Genomic DNA, 15,599 nt, shown 5'->3' on the forward strand with positions numbered 1-15,599 from the left:
GGGGCGACCCGCTCGCCGAGTTCGTCACGCCGACGATCTTCGGCGAGCTGAAGGAGGACGACCCGCTGCTGGCGGGCTACCGCGAGGTGACGCCGCTGGAGCTCACCCCGGCGGCGCGCATCCGGATCGACCTCTACCGGGCCTACCTGTACCTGATCCTGCTGGTCGAGAACGGACCCCGGCAGTACCCGGAGGACGAGTACGCCAGGGTCCGCGATCTCGCGACCGCCTCACTGGGCGAGGTGCTGGACCGCCTCGTACGCGCGGCCCCGGGGGCCGTCCGCTAGGTCGGCGCACCGGCCGCCGCCCTTGACCGTGTTCGGCACGCCGAGGTCCACGGGCGTGTTCCCCGGGCAGGCGAGCGCGCCCCTGACCGTGGTGCCCGACAGGACCGGTGCCGTGTTGCCGCTCAGCAGCGCGGCACCGCGCAGGTCGGCGCCCACGATCGTCAGGTTCCCGGCCCCGCTCACCGCGAGCGCGCCGCTGACGCGGGCGCCGAGCAGGTGCACCTCGGCGGGCCCGGCCGCGGTGAGCGCGCCGGTGATCCGGCCGCCGGTCACCACCAGCGAGGCGCCCGGCCGGACCGTGACCGCCCCCGTGACCTGGGCGCCGTCCAGGCAGGTGACGCCGTCGGCGACGGTGAGCGCGCCCTGGTGCGTGCCGGTGACCGTGCGGGTGCACGCCGGCGGCGGGGCGATGGTGGTGACGGTGAAGTCCTCCGGATCGCCGTAGTTCCCGGCGGCGTCGATGGAGCGGTACTCGATCGTGTGCCGGCCGCGCGGCAGCTTGCCGTACACGAGGGAGTCGATCACCGTGCCCTGTTCGGAGAACGTCCACGGCAGCTCCGAGGACGTGGGCCAGCCGAAGTAGTTGAACCAGCCGTCGCCGTCCACCCGCGACTCCGACACCACGTACCCGTCGCGGTCGTCGGAGCCGGTGAGCCGCATGGTGAAGGGGCCGTTGTAGACGTAGGTGTGGCCGGACCTGGCCAGCGGCCGGGACAGCTCGTACCCGGTGTCCGGCGCGGTGGCGTCGACCGTCCACGTCAGCGTCCGGCCGCCGAGGCTGGCGGTGAGCGTGTGCGTGCCCGGCTTCAGGTCGCGCTCGCCCAGGTCCAGGTCGGTGCCCGTGAACCGGTCGCCGTTCAGCGTCCAGGTGACCTCGGGCACGGCCGCGGCGGGGTGGGTGGTCTCGACGTACACGACGTCGTCGCGGCCGAGCGGCCGGTCGGTGGGGGTGGAGGAGACGAACGCGGGCTCGACGCCGTCCGGCGGGGTGGTGCGGGCGGTGTCCACCGTCCAGGTGCGGGTCCTGGTGATGGCGGTCCTGATCGCCGGGTCGCGGACGAACCCGGTCGGGTCGGAGACGGTGGCGGTGACCGTGTGCGTGCCCGGGGCCAGGCCGAGCGTGCGCAGGTCGAGGGTGTCGCGGTCGCCGGGGAGGTCCTTGCCGTCCACGTTCCAGGTGGTCGTCAGGGAGTGGCTGACGGGGCGCATCGGCTCGACCCAGAGCACCCGGTCGGCGCCGACCGGCGCGCCCGTCGGCGTGGAGTCCTGGATCACCATGGTCTTGGCGGTGATGCGCTGCACCATGACCTCGCGGCTGACCTGGTCGAAGTAGTAGCCGAGGGTCTTCATCATCGAGTGGGCGCTCGGCCGCCAGACACCGCTGGTGTAGTACAGGCCGCCCTCGTAGCGGCCGATCGGGCCGCCCGACTCGCTGGGCTCGCCCAGCCAGCGCCACCACTTCCTGCGCTGGTCGCGCAGCTCCTGCTCGGTGAGCAGCGTGTGGTGGGCGCTGGACGGCTCGGGGCCGGTGTAGGCGCCGCCGGGGACGCCGCGCTGGTAGTAGTCGTACTCGTCCTGCAGGCCGCCCAGGGAGTGGCCCAGCTCGTGCGGGCTGATCAGGGCGGACATGCTGTTGCTGCCGGAGGCGGTGGCGTACGAGCCGCCCGCGCCGCCGTACGTGCCGCTGTTGCCGAGGGCGAGGATCTGCCGGTTGCCGGAGGAGGTGCCGGTGACCAGGTCGGCGTAGCGGGTGGCGGCGGCGTTGTCCATGGTGATCAGGCGCTGGACGCTGTTCGGGTTGCACCGGCCCCAGAAGCCCATGCTCAGCGGCGTCGTACGGCGCGGCGCGTCCAGACCGGGGTCGCAGCTGATGCCCGACTCCCCCGAGACGATGTCGATCCGGTAGACGTTGATGTAGTTCCGGTACGACTTGAACGGCTCGATCGACCACATCACGTTGAGGTGCCGGTCGGCGTCGGCCCGGAACCGGGCCTGCTCGGCCTCGGTGTAGCCGTCGCCCATGATGATCAGGTTGAATCGTTTGGCCGTCGTGCCGGTGACCTGCACGGGCACGACCGTGGCGGAGCCCGGTTCGGCGGTGGCGCTCGCCGGGGTGGCCGGTGACACACATAACATGGCGGCGGCCAGCACCAGGGCCGCGAAAGTACGCATGAGATGCACTATCGGTCCGTCAGGCCCGGCAGTCCATCCCGATTCGATCACGCCTCGGGCAGCTCGGCCAGCATGACGGGCTGGGTCGTGGGCTTGTCCGAGCCCCGCGCGGGCTCGACGGTGAGCGCCACGCGCTCGTCGCGGTCCAGCGGCGTGACCACCACGGGCGGGCTCACCCCGTCCCGGCTCCGGTCGAGCAGGCCGGCGGGGCGCGGCCCGTCGGGGCCCATCAGCCACAGCTCGTACACCTGCGTGTCCGGCAGGTCGGCCAGGCCGGACGAGGTGAACACCATGCGTCCCTCGGCGCGGGAGATGACGAGCGTGCCGGTGCCGCCGGTGGTGACGGGCTGCCGCATCGTCTCGGCGTCCGGGGCGGCCAGCACGGCGATCATCTCCTCGTTCCTGGTGGTCAGGTCGCCCAGGTCGCGGCGCGCGTCGATGGCGACCGCGCCGAGCGCGACCGCGGCCGCCGCGGACACCGCCGACAGCGCTGCCAGCACCTTCGTACGCCTGCGCCGCAGCGGGACCACCTGCCCTCCCTCCGGGGTCACGGGGATCTCCGGCGCCATCCGGAACGCGGCCTCCGGCGGCAGGCTGAGCGTCGGCGGGTCGGTGACCTGCCGCCCGCCCGGGAGGCCGCCCGGGAGACCCATCGTGGGGGCGTCGGGCGGCAGGGCCGCGGGCGCGCGCTCCCTCGGCGGTCTCCAGACGGTCGGGCTGTCGTCGGCCACCCGCTCGGGCCAGTGGCCGGGCCAGCCGTCGGGCCGGTCAGCGGACCGGCCGTCGGACCGGGGATCGGACCGGGCATCGGGGGGCCGTGACCGGTGTGCGGCGTCGAGGAGGCGGATCCGAAGTCCGGCGGGCGGTGGCTCGGCCACCGCCTCCGCCAGCCTCGCGGCCGTCTCCCGCAGGCGGCGCACCTCGGCCGCGCATCCTTGACAGGCGTGCAGGTGCTCCTCGAACAGCACCCACTCGGCGTACGGCAGTGCGTGCACGGCGTAGGCGCCAGAGAGGGTGTGGAGTTCGTCCTTCATCGTCCACTCCCTGGTGTGAGAGGCGGCTCACGCATGTACTTCGGCTGTTCGGGCACGCCGGATGGCTCTGATGCTTGCTCTTTTCACATGACGTGCGAGAATTTCATGGGGTGATGAATTATGGGCTGCGTGATAGCGGGCGGCGGTCCCGCCGGAGCGATGCTCGCCCTGCTGCTGGCCAGGGCGGGCGTCGAGGTGACGCTGCTGGAGAAACACGGCGACTTCCTGCGGGATTTCCGGGGTGACACGATCCACCCCTCGACGCTGCAGGTGCTCGACGAGCTCGGGCTGGCCCAGGAATTCCTGGAGCTCCCGCACCGCAAGGCGTACGGGCTCAAGATGGTCTCCGACATCGGCGACATCAGGCTGGCGGACCTGCGCAGGCTGCCCGGCAGGTACGGCTACATCGCGTTCGTGCCGCAGTGGGACCTCCTCAAGCTCATCACCTCGGCCGCCGGGCGCTACCCCGGGTTCCGGCTGCTGATGAACGCCGAGGCCCATGACCTGATCCGCGAGGGCGGCGCCGTGCGCGGGCTGCGCTACCGGGACGGGTCCGGCGAGCACGAGATCAGGGCGGACCTGACGGTCGCCGCCGACGGGCGGCACTCGGTGCTGCGCGGCCGGGCCGGGCTGGTGCCCGAGAGCCTCGGCGCGCCGATGGACGTGGTGTGGTTCCGGCTGCCCAGACACGCCGGTGACCGGGACGACACGTTCCTGCGCGTGTCGTCGGGGCACATGATGGTCGCGATCAACCGGGAGACGTACTGGCAGCTGGCGTACCTGATCCCCAAGGGCGGCTACGACACGCTGCGAAAAAGCGGCATCGACGCCCTGCGCGGCCCGGTGGCCGAGCTGCTGCCGTGGCTGGCGGAGCGGGCCGGGCAGATCGCCGGCTTCGACGACGTCAGCGTGCTCACGGTCGCGCTCGACCGGCTGCGCCGCTGGCACCGGCCCGGCTTCCTGTGCATCGGGGACGCCGCGCACGCCATGTCGCCGGTGTTCGGGGTGGGCGTCAACCTGGCCGTGCAGGACGCGGTCGCCACGGCCAACCTGCTGGCCGGGCCGCTCAGGGCGGGCGCGCCGATCCCCGAGTCCACGCTCCACCGGTTGCAGCGGCGGCGCATGCTGCCGACCCGGATCACGCAGGCGGCCCAGCGGCTCGTGCAGAACCGGGTGATCAGCCCCGCGCTGTCACGGCGCTTCGACCCCTCCAGGATGCCGCGCGACCTGACGAGGATCCCGGTGATCAACCGGGTGGCGGCGCGCTTCATCGGCCACGGTGTCAGACCCGAGCACGTGACAGTAAAGGAACTTTGACTTCCTCTGGGTTCGTACGCGTATAACCGCATTCTCACAACGTGGACAAGGGGGTCGGTGGGGTCGAGCCAGTGGAATACCCTCGTATCTCGTGAGCAGCAATCTCGTGGATCTCGATTCCTGGCGAGCCCTCCCCGCGGCGCAGCAGCCTGACTGGCCGGACCGCGGCGAGCTCGACAAGGTTGTCGCCGAGCTCGGCGGCCTGCCCCCGTTGGTCTTCGCCGGCGAGTGCGACCAGCTCAAGGAGCAGCTGGCCGCCGTCGCCCGTGGCGAGGCGTTCGTCCTGCAGGGCGGTGACTGCGCCGAGACCTTCTCCGGCGCGACCGCCGACAACGTGCGCCAAAAGCTGAAGACGCTGCTGCAGATGGCCATCGTGCTGACCTACGCCGGCCGGGTGCCGGTCGTGAAGATCGGCCGGGTGGCCGGGCAGTTCGCCAAGCCGCGCTCCAAGGGCACCGAGGTCCGCGACGGCGTCGAGCTGCCCGCCTATCGGGGCGACATGGTCAACGGCTTCGACTTCACCGCCGAGTCGCGCCAGCCGGACCCGTGGCGGCTGCTCAAGGCTTACCACTCCTCGGCCGTGACCCTCAACCTGGCGCGGGCGTTCACCAAGGGCGGCTACGCCGACCTGCGGCAGGTGCACGCGTGGAACCAGGACTTCGTGGGCGAGTCGCCGGCCGGGCGCCGCTACGAGCAGCTGGCCAGGGAGATCGACCAGGCGCTGGCGTTCATGCGGGCCTGCGGGGCCGACCCCGAGGAGTTCCACACGGTCGAGTTCTACTCCTCGCACGAGGCGCTCATCCTCGACTACGACCGCGCGCTCACGCGGATCGACTCGCGCACCGGGCTGCCCTATGACGTGTCGGCGCACATGGTCTGGATCGGCGAGCGCACCCGCCAGCTCGACGGGGCCCACGTCGACTTCTTCGCCAAGATCCGCAACCCGATCGGCGTCAAGCTCGGCCCCACGACCACGCCGGACGAGGCGCTGGCGCTCATCGACAAGCTCAACCCGGCCAACGAGGCGGGGCGGCTCACGTTCATCACCCGGATGGGCGCCTCCAAGATCCGCGAGCACCTGCCGGCGCTGGTCAAGGAGGTCACCGCCACCGGGGCACGGGTGGCGTGGATCTGCGACCCGATGCACGGCAACACGTTCGAGGCGCCGAGCGGGCACAAGACGCGCCGCCTCGACGACGTGCTGGACGAGGTGGCGGGCTTCTTCGAGGTGCACCGGTCGCTCGGCACGCACCCCGGCGGCATCCACATCGAGTTCACCGGCGACGACGTGACGGAGTGCGTGGGCGGCGGGCACGAGATCGGCGAGACCGATCTCGCGACGCGCTACGAGACGGCGTGCGACCCCCGGCTCAACCGCAGCCAGTCGCTCGACCTGGCCTTCCGGGTGGCCGAGCTCTACCGCGGCTGACCTGGCGCGCGGGCCGGACACCCTCCGGCCCGCCCATGGGGCCTGAGTGATTTAGGTCTCATTGCCGGACGTAAGCGAATTCCGGTGAATTGACGGGTCCCACGACTATGATCGCCCCGAAAGATACCAATATTTCGGGAGATAACGACGTGGATAGTGCTCCGGAGGGGGTCGACCCAAACGTCCCCAACGTCGCGCGCATGTACGACTACTACCTCGACGGCAAGGACAACTTCGCGGCCGACCGGGCAGCGGCGGAGCAGATCCTCAAGAACTTCCCGCACACCAAGGAGGGCGCCCGGGCGAACCGGGCCTTCCTGCGCCGCGCGGTGCGGCACCTGGTGGACTCGGGCGTTCGGCAGATCGTCGACCTGGGCGCCGGCCTGCCGACCCAGGGCAACACGCACGAGATCGCTCCCGAGGCCCGCGTGGTCTACGTGGACTACGACTCCGTGGTGTGCGTGCACGGCAGGGCGCTGCTGGCCAGGAAGGAGAACGTCGACTTCCTGCAGGCCGACGTGCGCGAGCCGGACGAGCTGCTGAACAAGCTGGGCTCGCTGGTGGACTTCGACCAGCCGGTGGCGTTCCTGATGCTGGCGATCCTGCACTTCATCCCGGACGACATCGCCTACGACGTGGTGACCAAGCTGCGCGAGACGAGCGCGCCGGGCAGCCACCTGGTGATCAGCCACGCGGTGGACCCCACACCGGACACCACCCCGCAGGCCCTGGAGATCTACAAGAAGGCCACGGCCGCGCTGAACCTCCGGACCCGCGAGCAGATCCTGCGGTTCTTCGACGGTTACGAGCTGGCCGAGCCGGGGCTGACGTTCCCGAACGGCTGGCGTCCGGACGACCCGTCCGCCCCGGGCAACGGCATCGACTTCGGTTACGTGGGGGTCGGGCGCAAGCCCTGACCCGGAGGGAACCGGCCCCGGAAACGCGAAAGCCCCGCCGTACGGGCGGGGCAGGTCGCGGGGACGGGGTCAGTTCTGCTGGGCGTTCTTCAGCTCCTCGCTGAGCTCGGCCCGGATGGCGTCCATGTCGAGCGCCCTGACCTGCCGGATCAGGTCGTCCAGCGCGGGCGCCGGGATGGCACCTGCCTGGGCGAAAACCACGATGCCGTCACGGATGGCCATCAGCGTGGGGATCGAGGTGATGTCGAACCCCTGCGCGAGCCCCTGCTCCGCGTCCGTGTCGATCTTGCCAAAGGTGATGTCGTCGTGCTTGTCCGACGCCTGCTCGAAGATCGGGCCGAACTTCTTGCACGGCGGGCACCACTCGGCCCAGAAGTCGAGCAGCACGATCCCCTTGTCGGCGATGTCGTTGAAGTTCTTCTCGGTTACTTCGATGGTCGCCACAAGTGGCTCCTCGCTTGTTCGTAGCTGCAAATGCATCCGTTTTCAACCACGTACCCTCCACCAGCATTCCATGCTCCGGCGCCGGGCGCGGCGGTGTGAGGGGAGGCGGCAGGCGTTCCCCCGTCGGGGGATCGTCCACGAACGGCGGGCGACGGCCGGCTGTCAAGCTCCCCTTGACGCGCACGGTCCGGCGGCACCGGCTACCGCACTCGGGGCGGCCAGGGACGCTCGGGATGTAGCACGCATGTCGGGCACATTACGGGGAATTTAGACTGCATATTTCCCCATAAATGTGGTTACAACATAAAATCATCGAACCTTGACATGGGCCGCGGCGGGTATCACCCATGCATGGACTGGGTCACCTGCGCGTATTCGGCTGCCTGCACCGGAGTCGCAAGCCGGCCGTCCGGCTTCTGCCTCGCCCACCTCACCCCGGAACAGCTCGGCGCGGCGCTCGGCGAGATGTCCCCCGGACGCCTGCTCGACCTGCGCGGCACCACCGTCACCACCGACCTGCTGACCAGGATCCTGGAGGCCACCGGAGGCAGACCGGGACGCACCCGGCTCGACCGGGCCAGGTTCACCGGCGACGTCCGGTTGCCCGGGGTGACGTTCGCCGGTGACGTGTCGCTGGACAACGCCAGGTTCGACCGGCTGGCCTCGTTCTTCGGCGCCCGGTTCGAGGGCAACGTGTCGCTGGCCGGTGTCCGGTTCATCCGCGAGCTGTCCTTTCACGGCGTCACCGTACGCGGGCACGTCTCGCTCGACCGGGCCGTCATGTCCCGCGACGCGCTGTTCAGCCAGGCCGTTTTCGGTCACGGGCTGTCGTGCGAGCGGGCCAGGTTCGACGGGTACGCCACCTTCGACGGGGCCCGGCTCGGCGACGGGGCCGCCTTCAGGGGGGCGCGCTTCGGCCGTACCCTGTCGTTCCGCAAGGTCAGCGGGCACGCCGGGTTCGAGGCGGCGCACTTCGCCGCGGACGCGTACCTGTCGGCCACCGGCCGGCTCTCGGCGACCCGGGCCCGCGCCGACGGGTCGCTGGACGTGGCGGTCGCGCGTTGCGGCGTGGACCTGCGCGGCGTGGAGGTGACGGGCGCCACGACGGTGCGGCTCACGGACTCGCAGGCCGACCTGGAGGGCGCGGTGCTGCGCGGCCCGGCCACCGTGACGGGCCGGGGCACGTCCATGCTGACGTCGCTGCGGCAGGTCGAGGCCACCGACCTGGGGCTGTCCGGGCTGGACCTGTCGGCGTGCCGGTTCGCCGGGCTGTCCCATCCCTCGGGGGTGCGGGTCAAGGACTGCACGTTCGCGATCACGCCGCGCGGGGTGCGGCTGAGCCTGCGCTGGCCGATGCTGCGCTGGTTCTCCCGGAGGCGGGCGCTGGCCGACGAGTCCAGCGTGCGCGGCCGGGCCGCGGACGACCCGGGCACCTCACCCGACCGGCTGGCCGCCCTCTACGCGGGGCTGCGGCCCAGCGACCGCGCCACCTCGGCCGACTTCGCGTTCGCGGCCATGGAGATGCGGCGCCAGGCCGGCCACGGGTGGTGGCTGTCGGTGTCGTGGCTCCTGTGCGGGTACGGCATGCGCATGGGGCGGGCGGCGGCCTGGTTCGCCCTGCTGGCGGCGATCACGGCCGCCGCCGTCCTCTGGGGCTCCGCCTCCCACGCCACCAACCGCCCCGCTCCCCCGAACCCAACCGTCCACCGCTGACCCGTACGGCCCCTCCACCCGCGCCGCTCCCACCGGACGGGCGGGAGCGCCCGAGCGTGCTCCCACCCGCGGCCTCCGCCGAACCGGCGGAAGCCGCCCGAGCGTGCTCCCGCCTGCCGCTTCCACCGGACGGGCGGAGCGGGACGGGCCCGGGGTGGGCGCGCGGGTGGGTGCGCGGGTGGGCGCGCGGGTGGGCGCGCGGGTGGGCGCGCGGGTCAGAGGTCGGCGGCGATGGCTTCGATGGCGCCGAAGTGGCGGGGCCAGCCGCCGCCCATGATCCGCCGGGACAGCTGCTGCACCTCGTCGTCCGGGTCGAAGCCCTCGTGGTCGAGGAACAGCCGGGTGCCCCTGCCCTCGGGCTCCAGCCGCCAGGTGACCGTCCAGTCGGCCCGCTTGCCGTCGCTCCAGCTGATCTTCAGCAGCTTCTCCGGCTCGATCCGCAGCACCTCGCAGTGGACCACCCCGTCGAACCCGACCTGCTTCTTGGGCTGCGTGGTGAAGGTGAACCGGTGCCCCACCTCCGCCTTGAAGTCGTTGGGCATGAGCCAGCGGGCGACCAGTTCGGGTTCGGTGAGCGCGCGCCACACCTTGGCGGGCGGGTGCGCGATGAACTGGTCGAGCCGGATGGCGCGCAGATCTTCAGCGGTCTTCTCGTGGGACATCGTCGTCCTCCATGTCGTCGAGCAGAGTGGTGAGGGCGGTGAGCTTCTCCCGCCAGAACCGTTCGTACGGGGTGAGCCAGTCGCGCAGCTCCATGAGCGGTGCCGCCTCCAGGCGGTAGTGGCGTTCCCTGCCCTTGCGGGTCTCGGCCACCAGGCCCGCGTCCCTGAGCACCTTGAGATGCTCCGACACGCTGGGCCTGCTCATGTCGAACCGCTCGGCCAGCCGGCCGGCGGGCTGGGCGCCCTCGTCGAGCAGCAGTCGCAGCAGCTCGCGCCGGGCCGGGCTGGCCAGCGCGGCGAAGACGTGGTCGGCCGTCACGCCTGGCTGACCACGAATCCGTTGCCGAACGGGTCGTGGAAGAGCAGCTGGCGGCCCCACGCCTGCTCGCTCGGCCCCTCGAAGGCGACCTCGTGCTCGCGCAGCCGGGCGGCCAGCGCGTCGAGGTCGGGCGCGGCCACGACCAGGCCGCCGATGGGCGCCATGTCCGGGAACCAGGAGGCCAGCAGCAGCGCGGTCTCGGCGCCCTTGGGGGCGACGGTGAGCCAGCGGCCCATGGGGAACGGGTTGTCGGTGCGGACCTCGAAGCCGAGCACGCCGGTGTAGAAGTCGAGCGCCTTCGCCTGGTCGGCGACGGGCACGGTGATGGTGAGGATGGAGGAGATTGGCATGTCAGCCACTATATGTAGGCTTTTTCCTACATGACAACCGCTCGGGCGGAAAATCAGGGAATTCCCTGATGGGGACCGGGGATCACCGTCCGTACACTGGGAGCCATGCTCATCGACGACTACGTGGCAGAACTCGAGGATGCCCTGGCCGGGCCCCGGGGACCCAAGCGCGACATGGTCGTCGAGGCGCGCGACAGCCTGACCGACACCGCCGACGCGTTCGAGGCCGACGGGCTCGACCGGGCGGAGGCCGAGCGGCTGGCGGTGGCGGAGTTCGGGCAGGTCTCCGAGATCGCGGCCGGCTACCAGTCCGAGCTGACCGCCTCCTCCGGCCGGCGGCTGGGCGTGCTGATGTTCGTCAGCGTGCCGATCACCGTGGCCATGTGGTCGGTGCTGTGGCGGATCTACCCGGCGCACGACGACATCTGGATCAACCGGCCGGCGTGGTACGTGACCGTCGCGCGGCTGCTGGACATCATCCAGCTCGCCACCGGGCTCTACGGGGGGCTCGTGCTGTTCGCGCTGAGCCGGGGCGCACGGTGGATCCGCCGGCCGCGGGTGGCGACCAGGTCGCTGGGCGTGCTGGTGTGGACGGCGCTACCGGTGACGGCCGGGCTCGGGCTGTTGCTGTCATACGGCACGGACGCGCCGAACACGCTCGCTTTCCTGCCGGGCGTGCTGGCCAACCTGGTGACCGCCGCCATGTGGGGCATGCAGATCTACTGCGCCACGCGCTGCGTACGCATCACCCGGGCACCCGCCACCGGCCTCACCCGATGACCCTGGCCTCGGCCCGCAGGACGCCGCCGATCACGGTGGTGAACTCCCGCCAGGCCGATCGCTCCCCCTGCAGCTGCTTCCTGCCCGAGTCGGTCAGCCGGTAGGTGCGGCGCTTGCGCCCGCCCACCGTGGCCCACTCGCTGGACAGGTAGCCGATGCGCTCCAGCCTGCGCAGGGCCGGATAGACGGTGCCCGTGGGCACGTTGAGGGCACCACCGCTGCGCTCCTGGAGCGCCTCGATGATCGCGTAGCCGTGCAGCGGCTCTCGCTCCAACACTGAGAGCAGCAGCGCGTCCATGTGCCCGCGCAGCGCATCGGGATTCATGACATCGATCCTAGACACCCGTGCTTCATGTAGCCAGTCTACATGTAGGCTTTCTACATATAGAGAGGCACGACAACGGAGCGATGTATGGACGTACTGGATCTGGCACGCACGCAGTTCGCGGTGACGGGCAGCCTGCACTTCCTGTTCGTGGTGCTCACCCTGGGGCTGGCCCCGCTGGTGGCGATCATGCACACCCGGTGGGCGAGGTCGGGCAAGCCGCTGCACGAAGGCATGACGCGTTTCTGGGGGCAGGTCTACGTCATCAACTACGCGCTGGGCATCGTGACCGGGCTGGTGATGGAGTTCCAGTTCGGCCTGGCGTGGAGCGGGCTCTCGCACTACGCGGGCGACGTCTTCGGCGCGCCGCTGGCGATGGAGACGCTGGTGGCCTTCTTCCTGGAGTCCACGTTCCTGGGCCTGTGGATCTTCGGCTGGGGGCGGCTGCCCAAGTGGGCGCACGTGGCCTGCATCTGGGTCGTGACGCTGACGGCGTACGCGAGCGCGTTCTACATCATGGTCGCCAACTCCTTCCTGCAGAACCCGGCGGGCGCCGTGGTCACCGGCGGTCGGATGGAGCTGACCGACTTCGGCGCCCTGCTCACGAACAAGGCCCTGATCTTCTCCTTCCCGCACGTGATCGGCGCCGGGCTGTTCACCGGCGGCATGGTGCTGGTGGGGGCCAGCGCGTGGCGGCTGCGGCTGCGCGCCCCCGAGGTGGAGTTCTTCACCCGGTCGCTGCGCATGGGCGTGGTCACGGCGGCCATCGGGATCTTCCTGACGATGGGCTTCGGGTACGCGCAGTTCGCCGGGGTGCCGGAGGGCAAGTTCGGCGACCACAACGTGGCGGCGGCCGTCGGGCTCGGGTTGATGATCGAGTTCGGCCAGTTGCTGGGGCTCGTCGTGCTGCTGGTGATGCTGCCGATGATCTCCATCCTGCCGAGGGCGCGGTGGACGCACCCGATCCTCATCGCGATGACGCCGCTGCCGTTCGCCCTGTCGATCATGGGCTGGATGGCCCGGGAGATCGGGCGGCAGCCCTGGATGATCTGGGAGAAGCTCACCGTGGCCGACGCCATGTCGCCCGGCCTGACGCCGGGCATGGTGACCGCCTCGCTCATCGGGTTCGCGGCCGTGCTGGGGCTGCTGGCGATCGTCGACTACGTCCTCATCGCCCGGCTGATCCGGCGCGGGCCGCGGGCCCTCGACCTCGGGGCCGCCGCCGATGAGCCACGGACCCCCGCGCTGAGTTACTGAGCCGGCTACTGAGGAGTGCTGACAATGGAAGTGATCTGGTTCTTCTTCTTCGCGGTGCTGCTGGCCGGCTACTTCGCGCTTGAAGGGTTCGACCTGGGGGTCGGGCTGCTGCTGCCGGTGCTGGGCAGGACGCGCGCCAACCGGGACCGGATGGTGGCCGCCATGGCCCCGTACGTGCTGGCCAACGAGGTGTGGCTGGTGGCGGTGGCCGGGACGATGTTCGGCGTCTACCCGCTGCTGGAGGGCGAGGTGCTGTTCGGGCTGTACCCGCTGGTGGTGGCCATGCTGCTGTGCTGGGTGCTGCGGGACGCCGGGCTGTGGTTCCGGCGCAGGCTGGACGGCTCCGCGTGGCGCGGGCTGTGGGACGGGGCGATCGCGTTCGGGTCGCTGGGGCTGTCCGTGGGCTGGGGAATGGCGCTGTACGCGGCCGCCACCGGGTTCGAGTCCTCCCCCGTGCACCCGGTCGGGCTGCTGCTTGGCGTGGTGGTGACGCTGCTGTTCGCCTTCCACGGGTGGACGTTCCTGGGCTGGCGGACGCCGGGCGTGTTCGGCGCCACCAGGTCGGGGCGGGTGCTGCTGGTCTCGGGTCTGGTGGCCGCGCTGCCCGCGGTGGGGGTGCTCGCGGGCGCGATGCCGTACCTGCTGGAGCACAGCGCGCCCCCGGCTACGTTGAATGTGCTCAGTGTCATGGTGCTGCCGTTCGCACCCATCATGCTGGGCGCGCAAGTATGGGTGTGGCGCACTTTCCGCCCAGGGAAGGACGTCTCCCGGCTCCCGTCGTTCTTCTGAGGGAACGTGCACAAGGATCTCCTCGCACTCATGCGGGCCGAGCGCTCGGTCCGCCGCCACCTCGGTGTCACCATGGCCGCCGCGCTGCTGGCCGGGCTGCTCGTGCTGGTCCAGGCCGAGCTGCTGGCCGGGGTGCTGTCCGGCCGGTTCACCGCCGCCGCGCTGGCGCTGCTGGCGGCGGTGGTCGGCGTACGGGCGCTGCTGGCCTGGACCCAGGGTGTCTTCGCCGGGCGGACCGCGACGGGCGTGAAGTCGGCCCTGCGGCACCGGCTGCTGGAGCGGCTGCGCGAGCTGGGCCCCGGCCGGCTCGCCGCGCACCGCTCCGGCGAGCTCGTCACGCTGGCGGGGCGCGGCCTGGACCGGCTCGACGCCTACCTGACCGGCTACCTGCCGTCGATCGCGGTGGCCGCGGTGGTGCCGCTGGCCGTGCTGATCCGGCTGTTCGCGGCCGACCTCGCGAGCGCGGTGATCGTGCTCATCACGCTGCCCCTGATCCCCGTCTTCGGCGCGCTGGTCGGGATGACGACGAAGGCCGTCACCGAACGGCAGTTCCTGGCGCTGTCGCGGCTCGGCGGCCACTTCCTGGACGTGGTGCGCGGCCTGCCCACGCTGCGGGCGTTCGGGCGGGCCCGCTACCAGGCCACGGTCATCGGGCAGATCGCCGACGCCCACCGCGGCGCCACCATGCGGACGTTGCGGGTGGCGTTCCTGTCGTCGCTGGTGCTGGAGCTGTGCGCGTCGCTGTCGCTGGCGCTGGTGGCGGTGCCGATCGGGCTGCGGCTGCTCGGGGGGTCGCTGGACCTGACGACGGCGCTGCTGGTGCTGTTGCTGGCACCCGAGGCGTACCTGCCGCTGCGGGCGATGGGGACGCGCTTCCACGCCTCGATGGAGGGGGTGGCCGCCGCCGACGCGGCCTTCGCCGTACTGGACCGGTCGGCGGAGGAGCCGCGGGAGCGCGAGGGGCGCCGGGAGTCCCCCGGCGGCGGGGCTCCGGAGATCCGCCTCGAGAACGTGACCGTACGCTATCCGGGCCGGGACACCCCCGCGCTGGAGAACGTCTCGCTCACCATCGGCCCGCGCGAGCGGGTCGCCCTGGTGGGCGAGAGCGGCGGGGGCAAGAGCACGCTGCTCCACCTCATCCTCGGCTTCGTCGAGCCGTCCGCGGGGCGGGTCCTCATCGACGGCACGGACCTGCGGGACCTCGACCTGGCGAGCTGGCGGGCGCGGCTGGCGTTCGTGGCGCAGCGGCCGCACCTGTTCGCGGCGTCGGTGGCCGACAACATCCGGCTCGGGGCGCCCGCGGCGTCCCTGGAGGAGGTCCGCCGGGCGGCCGCGGCGGCCCACGTGGACTTCGTGGCGGCGCTGCCCCAGGGGTTCGACACGGTGGTGGGCGAGCGCGGGACCAACTTCTCGGCGGGGCAGCGGCAGCGGATCGCGCTGGCGCGCGCCTTCTGCCGGGCCGGCGCCACGGCGCTTCTCCTGGACGAGCCCACGGCGCGGCTGGACGGGCGCAGCGAGGCGGCGGTGGTCGCGGCCACCTCGGACCTGGCCCGGGACCGCACGGCCGTCATCGTGGCCCACAGGCCAGCCATGATCGACCTCGCCGACCGCGTCATCCGCGTCCACGAGGGCCGCATCACCTCCGACACCACCCGGTCCCCCGCCATCCGGCCGGCTGGTGCCGACGCCCGGCCGGCCGCTCCCTCGGCCACCCGGCCGGCACCGCGATCAGCCGCTCAACCGGCCGCCGCCCAACCGGCCGCCCAACCGGTCGCCGCCGCCGCTCGCCCGGCCTCCGCCGAAG

15 protein-coding genes and 1 pseudogene are annotated in these 15,599 nt (G+C 71.7%); 9 read left to right on the forward strand and 7 right to left on the reverse strand.

The window, feature by feature from the left end:
- Positions 1-287: pseudogene (locus tag ACTWPW_RS59130) on the forward strand (phosphotransferase family protein); the annotation flags it as partial.
- Here the strand turns inward: ACTWPW_RS59130 and ACTWPW_RS59135 are convergent.
- Complete coding sequence (locus tag ACTWPW_RS59135; RefSeq protein ID WP_443174243.1) at positions 231-2,459, reverse strand: M64 family metallopeptidase; 2,229 nt, start codon at positions 2,457-2,459, stop codon at positions 231-233. The pseudogene ACTWPW_RS59130 and the gene ACTWPW_RS59135 overlap by 57 nt on opposite strands.
- Before the next feature lie 47 nt (positions 2,460-2,506).
- Positions 2,507-3,493: an anti-sigma factor domain-containing protein gene (locus ACTWPW_RS59140; protein WP_443174244.1), complete on the reverse strand. Its 987-nt coding sequence runs from the start codon at positions 3,491-3,493 to the stop codon at positions 2,507-2,509.
- Between the two features lie 120 nt (positions 3,494-3,613).
- Between ACTWPW_RS59140 and ACTWPW_RS59145 the strand changes: the two genes are divergently transcribed.
- The 3 genes from ACTWPW_RS59145 (at position 3,614) to ACTWPW_RS59155 (ending at position 7,156) form a co-directional block, all read left to right on the forward strand.
- Positions 3,614-4,810, forward strand: coding sequence for an FAD-dependent oxidoreductase (locus ACTWPW_RS59145; protein WP_375116540.1), 1,197 nt, complete (start codon positions 3,614-3,616; stop codon positions 4,808-4,810).
- Between the two features lie 91 nt (positions 4,811-4,901).
- Positions 4,902-6,239: a class II 3-deoxy-7-phosphoheptulonate synthase gene (locus ACTWPW_RS59150; protein WP_364112212.1), complete on the forward strand. Its 1,338-nt coding sequence runs from the start codon at positions 4,902-4,904 to the stop codon at positions 6,237-6,239.
- Between the two features lie 149 nt (positions 6,240-6,388).
- A complete protein-coding gene (locus ACTWPW_RS59155) occupies positions 6,389-7,156 on the forward strand; it encodes an SAM-dependent methyltransferase (protein ID WP_443174245.1) in 768 nt (255 codons plus the stop codon).
- Positions 7,157-7,225: 69 nt separating this feature from the next.
- Here the strand turns inward: ACTWPW_RS59155 and ACTWPW_RS59160 are convergent, their stop codons facing one another.
- Positions 7,226-7,600, reverse strand: coding sequence for a thioredoxin family protein (locus ACTWPW_RS59160; protein ID WP_364112208.1), 375 nt, complete (start codon positions 7,598-7,600; stop codon positions 7,226-7,228).
- Between the two features lie 351 nt (positions 7,601-7,951).
- Between ACTWPW_RS59160 and ACTWPW_RS59165 the strand changes: the two genes are divergently transcribed.
- Positions 7,952-9,313, forward strand: coding sequence for a pentapeptide repeat-containing protein (locus ACTWPW_RS59165; RefSeq protein WP_443174246.1), 1,362 nt, complete (start codon positions 7,952-7,954; stop codon positions 9,311-9,313).
- Between the two features lie 215 nt (positions 9,314-9,528).
- On the opposite strand, the gene ACTWPW_RS59170 is transcribed toward ACTWPW_RS59165, so the two are convergent.
- The 3 genes from ACTWPW_RS59170 to ACTWPW_RS59180 are packed head-to-tail and all read right to left on the reverse strand — an operon-like array spanning position 9,529 to position 10,644.
- Positions 9,529-9,975, reverse strand: coding sequence for an SRPBCC family protein (locus ACTWPW_RS59170; protein ID WP_364112204.1), 447 nt, complete (start codon positions 9,973-9,975; stop codon positions 9,529-9,531).
- Positions 9,953-10,294, reverse strand: coding sequence for an ArsR/SmtB family transcription factor (locus ACTWPW_RS59175; protein WP_375116543.1), 342 nt, complete (start codon positions 10,292-10,294; stop codon positions 9,953-9,955). The genes ACTWPW_RS59170 and ACTWPW_RS59175 overlap by 23 nt, the downstream gene beginning before the upstream one ends.
- Complete coding sequence (locus ACTWPW_RS59180; protein ID WP_443174247.1) at positions 10,291-10,644, reverse strand: VOC family protein; 354 nt, start codon at positions 10,642-10,644, stop codon at positions 10,291-10,293. Before ACTWPW_RS59180 ends, ACTWPW_RS59175 begins: the two co-directional genes overlap by 4 nt.
- A 105-nt stretch (positions 10,645-10,749) precedes the next feature.
- On the opposite strand from ACTWPW_RS59180, the gene ACTWPW_RS59185 reads away from it, so the two are divergent.
- Positions 10,750-11,424, forward strand: a complete 675-nt coding sequence (locus ACTWPW_RS59185) for a permease prefix domain 1-containing protein (RefSeq protein ID WP_443174248.1) — start codon at positions 10,750-10,752, stop codon at positions 11,422-11,424.
- On the opposite strand, the gene ACTWPW_RS59190 is transcribed toward ACTWPW_RS59185, so the two are convergent.
- The gene (locus ACTWPW_RS59190; RefSeq protein WP_375116546.1) at positions 11,414-11,749 is read right to left on the reverse strand and encodes a helix-turn-helix transcriptional regulator; all 336 of its coding nucleotides are present in this window, start codon (positions 11,747-11,749) and stop codon (positions 11,414-11,416) included. The two genes, ACTWPW_RS59185 and ACTWPW_RS59190, sit on opposite strands and share 11 nt — an antisense overlap.
- Positions 11,750-11,836: 87 nt before the next feature.
- Here ACTWPW_RS59190 and ACTWPW_RS59195 point away from each other — a divergent pair, with 87 nt between their 5' ends.
- The 3 genes from ACTWPW_RS59195 to cydD form a co-directional block, all read left to right on the forward strand.
- Entirely contained in the window at positions 11,837-13,006 is a 1,170-nt protein-coding gene (locus ACTWPW_RS59195) for a cytochrome ubiquinol oxidase subunit I (protein ID WP_443174249.1), read from the forward strand.
- A gap of 24 nt (positions 13,007-13,030) precedes the next feature.
- Positions 13,031-13,795, forward strand: coding sequence for a cytochrome d ubiquinol oxidase subunit II (locus ACTWPW_RS59200; RefSeq protein ID WP_375116548.1), 765 nt, complete (start codon positions 13,031-13,033; stop codon positions 13,793-13,795).
- 6 nt (positions 13,796-13,801) lie between these two features.
- Positions 13,802-15,599, forward strand: a 1,798-nt coding sequence (cydD, locus tag ACTWPW_RS59205) for a thiol reductant ABC exporter subunit CydD (RefSeq protein ID WP_443174250.1), incomplete at its 3' end; no start/stop codon positions are given.

This window comes from Nonomuraea sp. KM90 (assembly GCF_052246675.1).
Lineage (GTDB): Bacteria > Actinomycetota > Actinomycetes > Streptosporangiales > Streptosporangiaceae > Nonomuraea.